General features: G+C 70.0%; 15 protein-coding genes. 12 read left to right on the top strand and 3 right to left on the bottom strand.

Features of this window, described 5'->3' with window-relative positions; genetic code table 11:
- Position 1: 1 nt before the first annotated feature.
- From bchY to C4T42_RS04920, 11 genes are all read left to right on the top strand, one after another.
- A complete protein-coding gene (bchY, locus tag C4T42_RS04970; RefSeq protein WP_103984770.1) occupies positions 2-1531 on the top strand; it encodes a chlorophyllide a reductase subunit Y in 1530 nt (509 codons plus the stop codon).
- Complete coding sequence (gene bchZ / locus C4T42_RS04965; protein WP_020091991.1) at positions 1531-2997, top strand: chlorophyllide a reductase subunit Z; 1467 nt, start codon at positions 1531-1533, stop codon at positions 2995-2997. The genes bchY and bchZ overlap by 1 nt, the downstream gene beginning before the upstream one ends.
- Positions 2998-3032: 35 nt before the next feature.
- Entirely contained in the window at positions 3033-3254 is a 222-nt protein-coding gene (locus tag C4T42_RS04960; RefSeq protein WP_026604760.1) for a hypothetical protein, read from the top strand.
- A gap of 127 nt (positions 3255-3381) precedes the next feature.
- Positions 3382-3618 carry a light-harvesting antenna LH1, beta subunit gene (gene pufB / locus C4T42_RS04955; RefSeq protein WP_012319767.1) on the top strand — a complete coding sequence of 79 codons (237 nt, stop codon included), beginning with the start codon at positions 3382-3384 and terminating at the stop codon, positions 3616-3618.
- Positions 3619-3628: 10 nt separating this feature from the next.
- A complete protein-coding gene (gene pufA / locus C4T42_RS04950; protein WP_020091993.1) occupies positions 3629-3820 on the top strand; it encodes a light-harvesting antenna LH1, alpha subunit in 192 nt (63 codons plus the stop codon).
- A gap of 80 nt (positions 3821-3900) precedes the next feature.
- Positions 3901-4725 (top strand): photosynthetic reaction center subunit L, encoded by an 825-nt coding sequence (gene pufL / locus C4T42_RS04945; RefSeq protein WP_020091994.1) that lies wholly within the window; start codon positions 3901-3903, stop codon positions 4723-4725.
- A gap of 80 nt (positions 4726-4805) precedes the next feature.
- A complete protein-coding gene (pufM, locus tag C4T42_RS04940; protein ID WP_020091995.1) occupies positions 4806-5786 on the top strand; it encodes a photosynthetic reaction center subunit M in 981 nt (326 codons plus the stop codon).
- A gap of 10 nt (positions 5787-5796) precedes the next feature.
- Entirely contained in the window at positions 5797-6900 is a 1104-nt protein-coding gene (pufC, locus tag C4T42_RS04935) for a photosynthetic reaction center cytochrome PufC (protein WP_056528659.1), read from the top strand.
- A gap of 109 nt (positions 6901-7009) precedes the next feature.
- Positions 7010-7153, top strand: a complete 144-nt coding sequence (locus C4T42_RS04930; protein ID WP_012319762.1) for a DUF3096 domain-containing protein — start codon at positions 7010-7012, stop codon at positions 7151-7153.
- A 165-nt stretch (positions 7154-7318) separates the two neighbouring features.
- The gene (ppdK, locus tag C4T42_RS04925; protein WP_042671174.1) at positions 7319-10009 is read left to right on the top strand and encodes a pyruvate, phosphate dikinase; all 2691 of its coding nucleotides are present in this window, start codon (positions 7319-7321) and stop codon (positions 10007-10009) included.
- A 192-nt stretch (positions 10010-10201) separates the two neighbouring features.
- A complete protein-coding gene (locus C4T42_RS04920; protein ID WP_020091998.1) occupies positions 10202-10453 on the top strand; it encodes a hypothetical protein in 252 nt (83 codons plus the stop codon).
- 82 nt (positions 10454-10535) lie between these two features.
- Here the strand turns inward: C4T42_RS04920 and C4T42_RS04915 are convergent, their stop codons facing one another.
- The 3 genes from C4T42_RS04915 to C4T42_RS04905 form a co-directional block, all read right to left on the bottom strand.
- On the bottom strand, positions 10536-12050 hold the full coding sequence (locus C4T42_RS04915; protein WP_103984769.1) for a DUF882 domain-containing protein: 1515 nt from the start codon (positions 12048-12050) through the stop codon (positions 10536-10538).
- A 142-nt stretch (positions 12051-12192) separates the two neighbouring features.
- A complete protein-coding gene (locus tag C4T42_RS04910; protein ID WP_103984768.1) occupies positions 12193-14217 on the bottom strand; it encodes a L,D-transpeptidase family protein in 2025 nt (674 codons plus the stop codon).
- Positions 14218-14463: 246 nt separating this feature from the next.
- Positions 14464-15948, bottom strand: coding sequence for a sigma-54 dependent transcriptional regulator (locus tag C4T42_RS04905; protein WP_020092001.1), 1485 nt, complete (start codon positions 15946-15948; stop codon positions 14464-14466).
- A 250-nt stretch (positions 15949-16198) separates the two neighbouring features.
- Here C4T42_RS04905 and C4T42_RS04900 point away from each other — a divergent pair, with 250 nt between their 5' ends.
- The gene (locus C4T42_RS04900) at positions 16199-18070 is read left to right on the top strand and encodes a M3 family oligoendopeptidase (RefSeq protein ID WP_020092002.1); all 1872 of its coding nucleotides are present in this window, start codon (positions 16199-16201) and stop codon (positions 18068-18070) included.
- The last annotated feature ends 47 nt before the right edge of the window (positions 18071-18117 follow it).

Below are 18117 nucleotides of genomic sequence, written 5' to 3'. Positions count from 1 at the left end.
CATGGCCGTCTCCCTCGACATCGCCGATCTGCGGGCCCGCAAGGCGCCGGCCACCATCGACCTCGCCGCGGCGCAGAGCGACGGCCTGGGCTGCCACGCCGGTAAGGACGCGATGGTGGCGGCCGCGGAAGCCGCCGGCATGTCGGAGACCCTGGCGCAGCTGCGCGAGGATTATCCCCAGGGCCCGCACGACCAGCCGCAGAGCATGTGCCCGGCCTTCGGCTCGCTGCGGGTCGGTCTGCGGATGCGCCGCACGGCGACGATCCTGTCGGGCTCGGCCTGCTGCGTGTACGGCCTGACCTTCACGTCGCATTTCTACGGGGCGCGGCGCAGCGTCGGCTACGTGCCGTTCAACTCCGAGACGCTCGTCACCGGCAAGCTGTTCGAGGACATCCGCGAGGCGGTCCACGCGACTGCGAAGCCGGAGGATTACGACGCCGTCGTCGTCATCAACCTCTGCGTCCCGACGGCCTCCGGTGTGCCGCTGCGCCTGCTGCCGAAGGCGATCGACGGCGTCCGGGTGATCGGGATCGACGTGCCGGGCTTCGGAGTCCCGACCCACGCGGAAGCCAAGGACGTGCTCGCCGGCGCCATGCTCAAGGTCGCCCGCGCGGAGGCCGAGCAGGGGCCCGTCGCCGCCCCCCGCGGTGGCCGTTCCGAGCGCCCCAGCGTCGCGCTGCTGGGCGAGATCTTCCCAGCCGACCCGGTGGTGATCGGATCACTCCTGGAGCCGCTGGGGCTGGCGGCCGGCCCGGTCGTGCCGACCCGGGAATGGCGCGAGCTCTACGCGGCCCTCGACTGCGCGGCGGTGGCGGCGATCCACCCGTTCTACACGGCCTCGATCCGCGAGTTCGAGGCGGCGGGCCGCCCGATCGTCGGCTCCGCTCCCGTGGGCGTCGACGGGACCGCCGACTGGCTCGACCGGATCGGCGAGGCCTGCGGTGTCGCTCGCGCGACCGTCGAGGCGGCCAAGAACCGCATCCTGCCCGGCATCCGCGGCGCGCTCGGCGCGATGCCGATCAAGGGACGGATCACGCTCTCGGGCTACGAGGGATCGGAGCTGCTCGTGGCGCGCCTCCTCGTCGAGAGCGGCGCCGAGGTCCCCTATGTCGGCACCGCCTGCCCGCGCACGCCCTGGTCGGAGGCGGATCGCGACTGGCTCGAGTCTCGCGGAACGGAGGTCCGCTACCGGGCCTCCCTCGAGGATGATCTGTTCGCCTTCGAAGCGCTGAAGCCCGATCTCGCCATCGGCACGACGCCGGTGGTGCAGCGCGCCAAGGAGCGCGGCACGCCGGCGCTCTACTTCACCAACCTGATCTCGGCGCGCCCGCTGATGGGCGCGGCCGGCGCCGGGTCGCTCGCCACGGTGATCAACGCCGCCCTCGGCAACAGGGCGCGGTTCGACGCCATGCGCGACTTCTTCGAGGGCGTCGGCACCGGCCACGCCGCGGGCGTCTGGCAGGAGGTGCCGCAGAAGCGCCAGGGACCGAAGATCGAGGGTCCGAAGAAGCCGATCGGGGAGATGGCCTGATGCTCATCCTCGATCACGACAGGGCCGGGGGCTACTGGGGCGCGGTCTACGTCTTCACGGCGATCAAGGGCCTGCAGGTCGTCATCGACGGCCCCGTGGGCTGCGAGAACCTGCCGGTCACCTCGGTGCTGCACTACACCGACGCGCTGCCGCCGCACGAGCTGCCGATCGTGGTCACCGGGCTCGCCGAGGAGGAACTCGGCCGGCACGGCACCGAGGGCGCCATGAAGCGCGCCCACGCGACCCTCGATCCGGGCCAGCCCAGCGTCGTGGTCACCGGCTCCATCGCCGAGATGATCGGCGGAGGCGTGACCCCTGAGGGCACCGGCCTCCAGCGCTTCCTGCCGCGCACCATCGACGAGGACCAGTGGCAGGCCGCCGACCGCGCCATGCGCTGGCTCTGGCAGGAATACGGCGCCAAGAAATTCGCCAAGAAGGGCATCCCGGCCCGGCCGGAGAAGAAGCCCGGCGAGAAGCCGCGGGTGAACCTGATCGGCCCGGCCTACGGCACCTTCAACATGCCCTCCGACCTCGCCGAGATCCGGCGGTTGGTCGAGGGGATCGGCGCCGAGGTGAACCTCACCTTCCCGCTCGGCGCGCACCTCGCCGACGTGCCGAAGCTGGTCAACACCGACGCCAATATCTGCCTCTACCGGGAGTTCGGGCGGCTGCTCTGCGAGGATCTGGAGCGCCCGTACCTTCAGGCGCCGATCGGCATCCTGTCCACGACCAAGTTCCTGCGCTCGCTCGGCGAGATCCTGGGCCTCGATCCCGAGCCGTTCATCGAGCGGGAGCGGCACACCACGATCAAGCCGGTCTGGGATCTCTGGCGCTCGGTGACGCAGGACTTCTTCGGGACCGCGAGCTTCGGCATCGTCGCGACCGAGACCTACGCGCGGGGCGTGCGCCACTTCCTAGAAGACGAGATGGGCCTGCCCTGCCACTTCGCCTTCGGGCGCTCGGCCGGTCTGAAGCCCGACAACGCGGCCGTCCGCGCCGCCGTCGCGGCCAAGCCGCCGCTGGTCCTGTTCGGCTCGTTCAACGAGCGGATGTACCTCGCCGAGTGCGGAGCCCGGGCAACCTACGTGCCGGCCTCGTTCCCCGGCGCGATCATCCGGCGGCACACCGGCACGCCGTTCATGGGCTACGCCGGGGCGACCTACCTGGTCCAGGAGGTCTGCAACGCCCTGTTCGACACCCTCTTCCACATCCTGCCGCTCGCCCGCGACATGGACAAGGTCGAGGCCACTCCCACTCGGCGGCACGCCGAGCTGCCGTGGGACGAGGCCGCCCGGCAGGCACTCGACGCCCTCGTCGAGGCCCAGCCGGTGCTCGCCCGGATCTCCGCGGCCAAGCGCCTGCGCGACGCCGCCGAGCGGGCTGCCCGGGACACCGAGGCCGCCGCCGTAGCGCCCGCCCACGTGGCGCGGGCCCGGGCCGCCCTCGCGGGAGGAGTGCCCGCATGAGCCGCCTTTCCGTTTCACCCAGAGGAGACCTGACGATGCGAACGATGGTCCCGACCGGCCGCCAGCACCAGGAAGCGTTTCAGTTCCGGCTGATCCTGGCGGCGACCTACCCGTTCTTCCTCGCCGCCGCGGCGCTGAACCGGTTCCGGCCCAGCCGCGAGACGGCCCGCCCAGGCCTGGCGCCGGCGCGCCGCTCGGTCTTCGGCGAGGCCCGCGCCATGGCGGTTCAGGCGATCCCCTTCGCCTTCATGGGCTGAAACGCCCCTGAGCGAGACGCTTCCGTCCGGTCACGCGGGGGAAGTCGGGCCGTGACAGCCGAAAGGCATCGCGGCTGAACCCGTCGCGCCTCGCCAGAGGCGCGGCCAACACACGGAGGTCTGAACGATGGCGAGTGGACCCGTCACAACAGAAAGACCGAGCAGCCTGTCCGGGCTGACGGAACCGGAAGCCAAGGAGTTCCACGCGATCTTCCTGACGAGCTTCCTCATCTTCACGGCGATCGCCGTGGTCGCCCACATCCTCGTCTGGCTGTGGCGTCCGTGGCTCCCCGGACCGCAGGGCTACGCCTCTCTCGAGGGCGTTCGCGATGCGGCCCACGCCCTCGTCACGATGATCGGCTGAGGAGGATCGGATGCACAAGGTTTGGTTGCTCTTCGATCCGCGGCGCACGCTGGTGGCTCTGTTCACCTTCCTCTTTATCCTGGCGCTGCTGATCCACTTCATCCTGCTCTCGACCGACCGGTTCAACTGGCTGGACGGCCCGAGAAACAACAAGGCGGCCCAGAACACCATCACGCTCGCGCTGCCGCAGATGCCGGCCTGAGTGCCGGTCCGGACCGCGGCGCGCGAGGGCCGCGGTCCACCAACCTTCTTCTTCTCCGGCCTGACTGAGGAGCAGCCGCCATGGCGATGCTGAGCTTCGAGCGCAAATACAGGGTTCGCGGCGGCACCTTGCTCGGAGGCGACCTGTTCGACTTCTGGGTCGGGCCGTTCTTCGTCGGTTTCTTCGGCGTCGTCGGTATGTTCTTCACGGTGCTGGGCACCGCGCTCGTCATCTACGGCGCCGCGATCGGACCGACCTGGAACATCTGGCAGATCAACATCGCGCCGCCCGATGTCAGCTACGGCCTGAGACTCGCGCCGCTGAAGGATGGCGGGCTCTGGCAGATCATCACCATGTGCGCGCTCGGCTCGTTCGTTTCCTGGGCGCTGCGCGAGGTCGAGATCTGCCGCAAGCTCGGGATCGGCTACCACGTCCCCGCGGCCTTCGGCATGGCGATCTTCGCCTACTTCACCCTCGTGGTGATCCGGCCGCTGCTGATGGGCGCCTGGGGCTACGGCTTCCCGTACGGCATCCTCAGCCATCTCGATTGGGTGTCCAACACCGGATACCAGTATCTCCACTTCCACTATAATCCGGCCCACATGCTGGCCGTGACGTTCTTCTTCACGACGACGCTGGCCCTGGCGATGCACGGCGGCCTGATCCTGTCGGCGACCAACCCGAAGAAGGGCGAGACCGTCAAGACGCCCGAGCACGAGGACACCTTCTTCCGCGACACGATCGGCTACTCGATCGGCACGCTCGGCATCCACCGCCTCGGCCTGTTCCTGGCGCTCTCTGCAGGGTTCTGGAGCGCGGTCTGCATCGTCATCAGCGGGCCGTTCTGGACGCAGGGCTGGCCGCAATGGTGGGGCTGGTGGCTCAACCTGCCGGTCTGGCGGTGACGGGTCGGACGCGATCGGAACGAGGGGACTAACGCGGGTCGCCGCCGCTCAGCGCGCGGCACTCCGGGGGAGGGCAGGCCATGGCCTATTACCAGAACATCTTCACGCAGGTTCAGGTGCGCCCGCTCGTGCCGGATCAGGGCGTTCCGGTCGCGGTCGACGAGCGGGTCGGCAAGCCGTTCAACAGCTACCTGTTCGGGCTGATCGGCAACAGCCAGGTCGGGCCGATCTACATCGGCTACATCGCGGCCCTGTCGATCACATGCGGGGTGATCGCCTTCGAGATCATCGGGCTCAACATGTGGGCCTCGGTGAACTGGGACCCGGTCCAGTTCGTCCGGCAATTGCCGTGGCTCGCCCTCGAGCCGCCTCTCCCGAAGTACGGCCTGAAGGTCCTTCCGCCCCTGAACGAGGGCGGGTGGTGGCTCATCGCCGGCTTCTTCCTGACGGCCTCGATCCTGCTGTGGTGGGTCCATCTCTACAAGCGGGCGCGGGCGCTCGGCCTCGGCCTGCACGTGCCGTGGGCCTTCGCGTCGGCGATCTGGCTCTACCTCGTCCTCGGCTTCATCCGGCCGGTGCTGATGGGCTCGTGGTCGGAAGCCGTGCCGTTCGGCATCTTCCCGCACCTCGACTGGACCGCGGCCTTCTCGCTCCGCTACGGGAACCTCTTCTACAACCCGTTCCACATGCTCTCGATCACGTTCCTCTACGGGTCGACGCTGCTGTTCGCGATGCACGGGGGCACGATCCTGGCCTGCTCGCGCTACGGCGCGGAGCGCGAGATCGACCAGATCGTCGACCGCGGCACGGCCACCGAGCGCGCCGCCCTGTTCTGGCGCTGGACCATGGGCTTCAACGCCACGATGGAGTCGGTCCATCGCTGGGCGTGGTGGTTCGCCGTGCTGACGACGCTGACCGGCGGCATCGGCATCCTGCTCACCGGGACCGTGGTCGACAACTGGTACCTCTGGGCCGTCAAGCACGGCGTCGCGCCCTCGTACCCGCAGGTCTACGGCCCGATCGTGGATCCCGCCCATCTCGCACCCGGCATGAAGCCGTGAGGAGGCCGTCATGAAGACGATTCTGGCGGTGGCCGGCGGCGCACTGGCCCTCTTCCTCACCATCGCGATGTTCGGCGGCGCCGGCTGGACCCACCCGCCGATGGCGAACAAGCAGACCGGCTTCCGCGGGACGGGCATGGACCTGATCCGCACCCGCGCCGGCAACGAGGCGCTGGCCGCCGCGAACGTCGCCCCGACCCCGGCCGATCCGGCCGATGCGGGCGGCGACAAGGCCTCGGCCGTCTACCAGAACGTCCAGGTTCTGGGCGATCTTTCGGCCGAGCAGTTCAACCGGCTGATGGTGTCGATCACCGAGTGGGTGGCCCCGCAGCAGGGCTGCACCTACTGCCACAGCACCGAGAACATGGCGTCCGACGAGCTCTACCAGAAGCGCGTCGCCCGGCGGATGCTCCAGATGACCCAGTACATCAACTCGTCCTGGAAAGAGAACCACGTCCATCAAGCGGGCGTGACCTGCTACACCTGTCACCGCGGCAATCCGGTGCCGGCCAATATCTGGTTCGATCATCCGGTTCAGGGGGCGGGGCGCTTCATCCCGCGCAACAACAGCCAGAACCTCGCCTCCGCAGAAGTCGGCAACACCTCGCTGCCCTACGACGTCTATCAGGCCTTCTATCAGCACAAGGAGACGTCGGAGGACGCGGTCCGGGTCAACGCCACCACGGCGCTGCCGGAGACCAAGGGCAAGCCGATCCAGGACGCCGAGAAGACCTTCGCGATCATGATCAGCATGTCGCAATCGCTCGGGGTCAACTGCACCTTCTGCCACAACACCCGATCGGTGGCGCAGTGGGACACCAGCACGCCCAACCGCGTCCATGCCTGGTACGGCATCCGCATGGTGCGTGACCTGAACCAGGATTACATGGAGCCGCTGAAATCGACATTCCCGCGGAACCGGCTCGGGATCCTGGGCGACGTGCCGAAGATCAACTGCGCCACCTGTCACAACGGCGCCAACAAGCCGCTCAACGGCGCCAACGTGATCGAGCCCTATCCGGAGCTGTCGCACCCGACGATCGCCGTGAGCCTGCCGACCGGCGAGGCCAAGGACCCGATCCCCGGGACCGAGACCCCGACGCCGAAGCCCTGATCCGCCCCGGGGCGGCCGGACCACCGGCCGCCCCGCCCAAGCTACAGGGAACCTCCGTGGGGTAGAGGCGTCGATACCGGCGGCCAAGCTCGGCCCTCAGGAGGCGTCCGTGACCATCACCATCTCGAACCTCCAGCCGCTGATCGCGATACTCGCCGGAATCCTGATCCTGGTGATGCCGCGGCTGCTCAACTACATCGTCGCGATCTACCTGATCGTCGTCGGCGTGATCGGGCTCGGAATCCTGCATTGACGGGCCGCGCCCGCGCCGCGACGGCGCGGACCTGACAGACCGCTCGAGCCGTCAGTCGCGCACGCACAGGGCCATCGCGCGTTCATCTTGCGTTGCGCTGCGGGATGGTCCAACCCCGCCCATCAGCTCGGCCGGCGCCGGGCACCAGATACGGACGGGATCGACATGGCGACCGGCAGCGCGAAGTGGGTCTATGCCTTCGGCGACGGCAAGGCGGAGGGCAAGTCGCAGATGCGCGACCTGCTCGGCGGCAAGGGCGCCAATCTCGCCGAGATGTCCAACCTGGGCCTGCCGGTCCCGCCGGGCTTCACGATCACCACCGAGGTCTGCACCTACTTCTACGATCACGGCAAATCCTATCCGCCGGAACTCAAGGATCAGGTCGCGGAAGCGCTCGCCCAGGTGGGCAAGCTCACCGGCCGCAAGTTCGGCGACGCGACGAACCCGCTGCTCGTGTCGGTCCGCTCGGGTGCGCGCGCCTCGATGCCCGGCATGATGGACACGGTCCTCAATCTCGGCCTCAACGACGAGACCGTCCTGGCCCTCGCCAAGGAGGCCGACGACGAGCGTTTCGCCTACGATTCGTACCGCCGTTTCATCACGATGTACTCGAACGTGGTGCTCGGCGTTGAGCACCACGCCTTCGAGGAGGCGCTGGAGCAGTACAAGGAGGGCAAGGGCTTCGACCTAGACACCGAGCTCGGCGCCGGCGACTGGAAGACCCTCATCCAGACCTACAAGAGCATCGTGCGCGACGAGCACGGCTCGGACTTCCCGCAGGGCGCGGACGACCAGCTCTGGGGCGCGATCGGCGCCGTGTTCAATTCGTGGATGATCCCCCGCGCGAAGAAGTACCGGGAGCTGAACAACATCCCGGAGAGCTGGGGCACGGCCGTCAACGTGCAGGCCATGGTGTTCGGCAACATGGGCGACACGTCGGCCACCGGCGTCGCCTTCACCCGCAACCCCTCCACCGGTGAGAAGGCGCTCTACGGCGAGTTCCTGATCAACGCGCAGGGCGAGGATGTCGTGGCGGGCATCCGCACCCCGCAGAACATCACCGAGAAGGCGCGGGAAGAGGCGGAGAGCGACAAGCCTTCCATGGAGAAGGCCATGCCCGAGAGCTTCGCGGAGCTGACCCGGATCTACGGGATCCTGGAGTCGCACTACCGCGACATGCAGGACATGGAATTCACCATCGAGAAGGGGAAGCTCTGGATGCTCCAGACCCGCAACGGCAAGCGCACGGCCAAGGCCGCCCTGCGCATCGCCGTTGATCTGGCGGGCGAGGGGCTGATCTCCCGCGAGGAGGCGATCGGCCGCGTCGAGCCCGGCGCCCTCGACCAACTCCTGCACCCGACCATCGACCCGAAGGCCGACCGCAAGGTGATCGCCTCCGGCCTGCCGGCCTCGCCCGGCGCGGCGACCGGCGAGATCGTATTCAATTCCGAGGACGCGGAGGCGCACCGCAAGGCCGAGCGCAAGTGCATCCTCGTCCGGATCGAGACCTCGCCCGAGGACATCCACGGCATGCACGCCGCCGAGGGCATCCTCACCACCCGCGGCGGCATGACCAGCCACGCCGCCGTGGTGGCCCGCGGCATGGGCAAGCCCTGCGTCTCCGGCGTCGGCTCGATCCGGATCGACTACAAGGCGCAGACCCTGACGGTCGGCGGCACGACGCTGAAGGCCGGCGACCGGATCACCATCGACGGGTCCACGGGCCAGGTGATCCAGGGCGAGGTGAAGATGCTGGAGCCCGAGCTGTCGGGCGACTTCGCCACGCTGATGGAGTGGGCCGACGCGATCCGCGGCATGAAGGTCCGCGCCAACGCCGACACGCCGACCGACGCCCGGACCGCGCGCAATTTCGGCGCCGAGGGCATCGGCCTCTGCCGCACCGAGCACATGTTCTTCGAGGGTGACCGCATCATCGCGGTCCGCGAGATGATCCTCGCCGACGACGCCGAGGGCCGACGGACGGCGCTGGCGAAGATCCTGCCCTACCAGCGGCAGGACTTCCTCGAGCTGTTCACGATCATGTCCGGCCTGCCGGTCACGATCCGCCTCCTCGACCCGCCGCTCCACGAGTTCCTGCCGCACACCGACGCCGAGGTCGCCGAGGTCGTGAAGGCGACGGGCGTCTCCGAGGAGAAGATCCGGCACCGGACGCGCGAGCTGTCCGAGCACAACCCGATGCTCGGCTTCCGCGGCTGCCGCCTCGCGATCGCCTTCCCGGAGATCGCCGAGATGCAGGCCCGCGCGATCTTCGAGGCCGCGGTCCAGGCGGCCGCCGATACCGGCAAGGCGGTGACGCCCGAGGTGATGGTGCCGCTGGTCTTCACCCGCGCCGAGTTCGACATCGTGAAGGCCCGCATCGACGCCATGGCGAAGGCCGTGGCCGAGGAGAAGGGCGCGACCCTCGACTATCAGGTCGGCACGATGATCGAGCTGCCGCGCGCGGCCCTCAAGGCCAACGAGATCGCCGAGACCGCGGAGTTCTTCTCCTTCGGCACCAACGACCTCACCCAGACGGCGCTGGGCATCTCCCGCGACGACGCCGCCACCTTCCTGGGCCCCTACACCCAGAAGGGCATCCTGCCGGCCGACCCGTTCATCACGATCGACCAGGAAGGCGTGGGCGAGCTGGTGCGCATCGGCGTCGAGCGCGGCCGCAAGACCCGGCCGGACATCAAGCTCGGCATCTGCGGCGAGCACGGCGGCGATCCCGCCTCGGTCGGCTTCTGCCAGGAGGTGGGACTCGATTACGTGTCCTGCTCGCCCTACCGGGTGCCGATTGCCCGGCTGGCGGCCGCCCAGGCGGCGCTCGGCAAGGTCGCCGGCAAGGAAGGCTGAGACCGGTCCGGGGGACGCCGAGCACGTCCCCCTTTCGGCTATCAACCTTCCGTATGAGGATCAGTGGAAAAATTCGCCTTTCGGTCGAACTCGCCTCTTTTTGAGGCGTTCTTCGATTGAACGGGTACGCCCGACGTGCGCCTAATCGGCCCGCGTCGGGTTCAGCATCGCCCGTCAGAAGCGGCCGCCACCATGTCCCACAGCCCATCGCCGCTGTGCCTCGCCGAGACCGAAGCGGTCGCGGCTGTCCCGAGCGTCGCCGTTCGCGCCTACCTCGCTCTCGTCGCCGGTCTCGGCGGTGTCGTCACGGCCGTGATGCTGATGATGTCGGTCGCGGCCAACAGCGGCAGCGAGGCGGAGCGCATCTCGGCGACGCAGGAAGACAGCTACGCGACCACGCTGGTCGGCGCGCTGGCGGTCAACCTGTCCAAGCCTCTGCGCTGAGCGGGTATCCGGCGTCGACCGCCCCGGGTGGCCCGGCCCACTGCGTGGCTCCGATCCGGACGTCCTGACGACGACGGTCGAATCACCGCGCCCCCGACACGGCCCGCGCGGCCGAGCCGGTGAAACGGGTCGGCAGGTCGTCGCCGGGGCTGCGGGGACTGAAGCGCGTAGTGACCCGGTCGGGCGCTGCGCCGACCACCGCGTCGGGCGCGGCGCCGCGCAGGCGCGTGGCGGCCACGTGCACGGGGGTCGCGCGGCTCGCCGGGGCAGCGCCCGGGCCGGCCGATACGGAGTCGAACAGGGCGCGCAGTTGCGCCTTGGCATCCGCGTCCGGAGCCACGAGGGAGCGGGCGCGAGCCGGAACCGCCGCCGCCGGCTTGTCGAGGGCGCGGATCTCGGCCGCCGGCGCGAGGTTGGCCATCCCGCGCTCCAGCGCCGCGAACTGCACAGGGCGGGGCGGCGGCAGGGGCATGTTCAGGCTCGCCGCGACGGCGGCCATATCGGCGGGGCGCCGCGGCGGGAGCGGTGCCGTGACGGCGGTCACGGTATCGTCGACGGCGACCGGCTGACTGGCGGTCAGGAGCGCCTTGGCGTCGGCGGGCCTGGTGTCGGAGGGCTTGGTCTCGGCGCCTTTCGCCTGCGCCCGCTCGGCCAGCGAGCCGCGCAGGGCGTCGTCGGCCGCGGGCGCCGCGTAGGCGAGGGCCGCGCGCGCGCCCGCCGGATCCTGCGGATCGGCGCTCGCCACGGCGACGACGGGCGCGCGGCGCGACTTCCGCGCCGTCTCCACCGGGGCCGGCACCGGCGCGGGTTCCGGTGCCGACCGGCCGCCGCCGAACAGGCTGGCCAGGAAGCCGAACAGGCCGGGCCCGTCCTCCTCCTCGCCGCTGGCCATCTGCGTCGTGAGGCCCGCCACGGTGCCGCCGCGGGCCAGGATCTCGGCCTTGGCCTCCTCGTAGCGAGGGAAGGGGCGGTTGTCGCTCGGGAGCAGGACGGTCTTGCCGTCCGGGAAGAGGCGGGCGAGCTGATCGTGGGTCATGCGCGGCCACATCCGCACCGAGCCCACGTCGAGGTGCACGAACGGCGTTCCGGCATGGGGGTACCAGCCGACGCCGCCGCGCTGCATCCGGAGACCGACCTCCCGGATCCGGTCGATCGACACGTCCGGCAGGAAGAAGTCCATCGCCTTGCCGAGCATGTGCTGGCTGTACTCGGCCACCATCCTGGAGCGGCGGCGCAGCATCGCGTTGGTGCCCGGCGACCGGTAGGCCGACACGACGTGGATCGGCTGCGTCGCCCCGACCTGGCGATAGGCCTCCCAGACCGTATCGAACAGCCGCGGGTCCATCTTTGTCGGCTCGTTGACCCGCCAGTCGCGCAGGAGCCAGTTCAGCTGCTCGAGAGCCGCGCGGTCGTAGCGCCCATCGCGCTTGAACGTGATGGTCGCGCTCTCCTGCGTGTGGGTGTGGTAGATCGACAGGGAGCGGGTGTCGCCGTTGGCGACCGCGTCCTCGGTCTCGGCCGTCCCGGCGATCAGTCCGAGCGCGAGGCCGGACAGGGCGAGAGTGAGGTGGCGAAGGGCGCGCGGGAGACTGGGCACGACGGTCCTGATCCTCTCCCGACAGCCTGACCCGACGCCTGTTGAACCGGGTTCGCGACCGAAACGGCTAAGGCTCGACCGTGGCGAAATCGTGCCCGGCTGTGCGGCCGCGCACCTGAAAGTTGCTGGTGGCGCGGGTGGGCTACCACCACCCGCGCGGCGCCGCCTGCTGCGGCGCGGGCGTCCAGAGGCCGGGCTCGCCGTATTCCGGCGCGCTGTCGGCACGGGCGGCGCGACGCTGGGCGCGGCGCGGCGTCTCCGCCTCCTCGTAGCGCCCGCCCGGCCACGCGTCGGCATCCGCGATCGGCCGCTCGGGCGCGCGGCGATGGACGGTCCGGGGCGCGGGCGGCTTCGGGGCGCGCTCGGCCTTGCGTCGCGCCGGCTCTTCCGGGAGCCTGGCGATCGCCGGACCGCCGCCGCCGGGCAGCCCGAGGGCCGCGCGCATCGGCGCGTCGTAGCCGTAGAGATCCGGCAGGGTGCGGTAGGTGCCGCCGTCGTCCACGAACGCCGTGAAGTAGGCGAGGTGGACCGGCAGCTTCTCCGGCAGCCGGATGGTGCGCTCGCCCTTGCCGATCAGCTTCTTCAGCCGATCCGCGGACCAGTTCGGCAGCACCGCGTCGGCGAGGCGGAACGGGTCGTCGACGCGGACGCAGCCGTGGCTGAAATCGCGCTTCGCGGCCGAGAACAGCGAGCGGTTCGGCGTGTCGTGCAGGTAGACCGCGTGCTGGTTCGGGAACATGAATTTGATGAAGCCGAGCGCGTTGCGCTCCCCCGGGGGCTGGCGCAGCGAGATGTGCCCGCCGCGACGGACGACCTCGTAGCCGCCCCAGGTCTTGCCGCCGTAGCCGGCGAGCTTCGGCGCCATCGTCTTCAGGATCGACGGCGGGACGTACCAGGACGGGTTGACGACCGCATACTCCATCATCCCGGAGAACAGCGGCGTGCGCGATTCCGGCTTGCCGACGATGACCCGCGCCTCGTCGCGCATCACACCGCCCCGGTAGGCGCGCAGGCGATACTCCGGCACGTTGACGAGGATGTAATCCGGCCCCAGATCGCCCGGGAGCCAGCGCCACCGCTCCATGTTGACGATGAGTTCGGCCTCACCGCCCGTCGGGCGCGCCGTGCGGCCGGCATCGGCGAGGGCGAGCACCGTCTGGACGTTCAGGACGCCGTTCCCAGGTAGGCCGCGGCCGCGCTGGAACTTGGCCACCGCGTCGGCGACCATGGAATCGTACTCCTCCGGCTCGCCGGGCCCCTTGTCCAGGGTCGCGGCCGGACGGCTTTCGAGGTTGAAATGTGCCCGCAGCAGCGGGACGCGGGCATCGCGCATGCCGACGCGCAGGGCCGGCCCGGCCGGGAGGCGCAGCGGCTTCACCGCGGTCGGCGCAGGCCCCCGCAGGCTGGCGAGCCGCGCCTTCAGCGCGAGATAGCCCGGAGTCGCCGGGTTGTAGGCCTGCAGTGTCTCGCCGGCTTTCGCGCCGGCCTCGTCGAGCTTCGCCAGGACGTCGTTGCCGGCCGGCAGATCGAGGTGCGGGGTTATCAGCCGCGAGATCGAGGCCAGGTTGATCCGGCCGCCGCGGGCGTCCCGGGCATAGAGAACCGCCGCCGCGGACAGGCGCAGATCGGCGTCGGCGACCGCCTTCTCGTCCGGTTTGTCGGCGAGCGCCGGGACCGTGTAGGCGCGGGGGTCGAGCCCGTCCTCGGCGGCGGCCGCCAGCCGCGCCGACACCGCCTTCGCGGCGTCGGTCCAGGCCCCGCCGGAGATCCAGAGCGGCTTGAAGCTGCGGGCCTCGTAGAAGCTCCGGATCGCGTCGCGGTCCTTGCCGGCGAGGCGGAGCAGCAGGGGCGCGGCATCCGCGAACCGGGCGAAGATTGCGGCGCCGAGCGGGTCCGTCGGGGCGACCGGGGCCGCCGCGGCGGGAGCCGGGGACGGCTCGGCCGCCGGCGCCTCAGGCTTGTAGTCGGGAAGGGCGGTCGCGGCGGGCGCCGACGGGTCCGCCGGCGCGGGCGCCGCCGGCCCCGGCGCGGCAGTGGGCGGGGTCGCGGGGACATCGGTGGCCGGCTGGTCCAGCGCGGCCGTCGCGGCGCGGAGGGAGCCGGCCGGTGCCAGCGTGCCACCGAGAAGGGCGGCCAGCGCGATGAGGCTGGAGCGCGGGACGCGCATTGTGATCTCCCGGGGCGCGGCGGCAGGACCGCACGCTCAGATTGTGATTATCCGCGCAAGCGTGGCTTTGAGCAACCGCAGTTATCGCGAATAGAGGCTCGGTCCTGCAGATGAATGTGTCATTTCTAATGCTGCTCAGCTTACGATCCGCTCAATCATCTGCCGGCGCGACGCAGCAGGGCCGAGAATTTCAGCGACCGTGGCCGAAACGAATGCGCGCGGTGCGCTAGCGCACGCCGCGCTCGATCAGGCCGCGTCCTCGGTTTTATCGTCCTCCTCCAGCCCCAGATCCTTGAGCTTGCGGTAGAGGGTGGAGCGTCCGATGCCGAGGCGGCGCGAGACCTCGGACATCCGCTGCCGGTAGAACTGGAGCGCGAAGCGGATAATCTCCGCCTCCAGGACGTCCATCGGCTTCATCTCGCCGGTCTCCTCGGCGACGAGCGACATAGCGTGCGGGTCGCGGACCTCGACGCGGACGATCTCCCGCACCGGTTCGGGGGCGTAGGCCGGCATCTGCGGCTGGACCGGCGCTGCCGGGATCCGCACGTCGAAGCCCTCGACCTGCGCGGCGATCTGGGGGAATTCGGAGACGGTCAACTCGTCGCCGTCCGCCAGCACGACGGCGCGGAACAGGGCGTTCTCCAGCTGCCGGACGTTGCCCGGCCAGGGATAGCGCGTGAGCAGGGCCATGGCCTCCGGGCTGATCGCCCGCACGCGCTTGCCTTCCTCGGCCGAGAACCGCGCGCAGAACGAGCGGACGAGGTCCGGGATGTCCTCGCGGCGCGCCCGCAGGGGCGGCAGCGTCATCGGGAAGACGTTCAGGCGGTAGTAGAGATCCTCGCGGAACTTGCCCTGCTTCACGAGGTCGAGCAGCGACCGGTTCGTCGCCGAGACGAGTCGGATGTCCACCCGCACCGAGCGCTTGCCGCCGACGGGATCGACCTCGCCCTCCTGGAGGGCCCGGAGCAGCTTCACCTGCGCGTCGAGGGGCAACTCACCGATCTCGTCCAGGAACAGGGTCCCGCCCGAGGCCTCGACGAACTTGCCGGCGTGCTTCTCGGTGGCGCCGGTGAACGCCCCCTTCTCGTGGCCGAACAAAGTGGATTCCACCAGGTTCTCCGGGATCGCCCCGCAATTGACGGTCACGAAAGGCTTGCCGCGCCGGTCGCCGGACCCCTGGATCGCCCGGGCCAGGACCTCCTTGCCGACGCCGGACTCGCCCTCGATCAGAACGGGGATGTTCGACTTCGCCGCCCGCTCGGCGAGGCGGATCACCCGCTCCATGTCGGGGCTCTTCGAGGTGAGATCCTTGAAGGTGAGCGCCCCGGAGGCGCGGCGGCGCATGCGGCGCACCTCCTCCTCAAGCGTGTCGACCCGCAGTGCATTCTTGATCGAGACCTGGAGCCGCTCCGCGCCCGCCGGTTTGACCACGAAATCCACGGCGCCGGCCCGCATGGCGCTGACCACAGTGTCGATGGAGCCGTTGGAGGTCTGGACGATGACCGGCGTGGCGAGGCCGCTCTTGCGCATCTCGGCCAGGACACCGAGCCCGTCGAGCCCCGGCATCACGAGGTCGAGGAGCACGACATCCGCACCCTCGGATCGCAGCAGGGTCAGCGCGTCCGCACCGGTCTCGGCGATCCGCGCCTCGAAGCCGAAGCGGCGCACGGCCGCCTCGGCCAGGCGCCGCTGGACCGGATCGTCATCCACGATGAGCACGGTGGCGGACATGGCGGCTCCCTGAACGGCGCGCGAAGGCCGGACACGCGACGCGGGCTCGACCCGGTCGCGGCCTTCCGATTCGGCGACTGTTTCGTTTCGAGCCGTAGGGTGACCGACAGTCGTAAAGTGCCGCTTAACGACGTTTGCGCCGCGTCGTCACCGATCGCGCGCCGGTCCGACGGTCCCTCCGCGTTGAACGCGTGGCGGCACGCTCGATATCAGGGTACGGGGCCGGAGCCCTTGGAGAGGATCGCACACCATGATGCCGAGCCACACCGCCTCGCCGGTGACTGTCCGCCTGCCGGAGAGCGTGAGTGCCGCGCGCGCCGCCGCGAAGGCTGCCGACCTCGGCCATCTTCCGGAATGGGACCTCACGGATCTCTATTCCGGCCTCGATGATCCGAACTTCTCCGGCGACATGACCCGCGCCGAGGAGGAGTGCCGCCGCTTCTCCGAGACCTACGCCGGCCGGATCGCGGAGCTCGCCGCGGGCCCGGACGCGTCCGCGCGGCTGGCCGAGGCGGTGCGCGCCTACGAGGGCATCGAGGACCTGCTGGGCAAGCTCATGTCCTTCGCGGGTCTCGTCTATTCCGGCGACACCACCGACGAGGCGCGCGCCAAGTTCTACGGCGACACCCGCGAGCGGCTGACCAGCGCCTCGGCGGATCTCCTCTTCTTCGCCCTGGAGCTGAACCGCGTCGACGATACGGCCATGAACGCCGCGATGGCCGAAGGGCCGCTCGCCCACTACGCCCCGTGGATCGAGGACCTGCGGCGGGAGAAGCCGCACCAGCTCGACGATCGCACCGAGAAGCTGTTCCTCGAGAAGTCGGTCACGTCGAACGCCGCCTGGGACCGGCTGTTCAACGAAACGATCGCCGCGCTGCGCTTCACCGTGCAGGGCGAGGAGATGCCGCTGGAGCCGACGCTCAACAAGCTTCAGGATCCGGACGGCGCGGTCCGCAAGGAGGCGGCCGGCGCGATCAGCGCGGTCCTGCGCGGTCAGCTGCGGGTGTTCACGCTCATCACCAACACGCTGGCGAAGGACAAGGAGATCAGCGACCGCTGGCGCGGGTTCAAGGACGTCGCAGACGCGCGCCACCTGTCGAACCGGGTCGAGCCCGAGGTGGTGGAAGCCCTCGTCGACGCCGTGCGGGCGGCCTATCCCCGCCTGTCCCACCGCTACTACACGCTCAAGGCGAAGTGGTTCGGGCAGGAGGCTCTGCCCTACTGGGACCGCAACGCGCCGCTGCCCCGCGTCGAGCAGCGCACGATCCCGTGGACGGAGGCCCGCGACACGGTGCTGTCCGCCTACGACGCCTTCTCGCCGAAGATGGCGGGGATCGCGCGGCGCTTCTTCGACGAGCGCTGGATCGACGCACCGACCCGTCCCGGCAAGGCGCCGGGCGCCTTCGCGCATCCGACCGTGCCCTCCGTCCACCCCTATGTGCTGGTCAACTACCAGGGCAAGCCGCGGGACGTGATGACGCTGGCGCACGAGTTGGGCCACGGCGTCCACCAGGTGCTCGCCGGGCCGAACGGCGCCCTCATGGCGCCGACGCCCCTGACGCTGGCCGAGACGGCGAGCGTCTTCGGCGAGATGCTGACCTTCCGTCGGCTCCTCGCCGCGACCACGGACACGACCCAGCGTCGGGCCATGCTCGCCGCCAAGGTCGAGGACATGATCAACACGGTGGTGCGCCAGATCGCCTTCTACTCGTTCGAGCGGAAGGTCCATCTCGCCCGCGCCAAGGGCGAGCTGACCACAGATCAGATCAACGCGCTGTGGCTGTCCGTCCAGGCAGAATCGCTCGGTCCGGCCATCACGCTGGATTCCGGCTACGAGCCGTTCTGGGCCTACATCCCGCACTTCATCCACTCGCCGTTCTACGTCTACGCCTACGCGTTCGGCGACTGCCTGGTGAACTCGCTCTACGGCGTCTACGCCCGGGCGGAGGACGGCTTCGTGGACCGCTACTTCGCGTTGCTCGCGGCCGGTGGCTCGAAGCCATACGGCGAGCTGCTCGCGCCCTTCGGCCTCGACGCCAAGGACCCGGGCTTCTGGCAGATCGGGCTCGGCATGATCGAGAGCATGATCGTCGAGCTCGAGAGCATGGAAGGACAGGCCTGAGCCGAGCGCCGCGGACCCCGTCGGCCCCCGCGGCGCAGGGACCCACG

This window comes from Methylobacterium sp. 190mf, assembly GCF_900107945.1.
Classification (GTDB): Bacteria; Pseudomonadota; Alphaproteobacteria; order Rhizobiales; family Beijerinckiaceae; genus Methylobacterium.
Note: the sequence above shows the minus strand (reverse complement) of the source record. Positions and strands in the feature narration are given on the sequence as shown.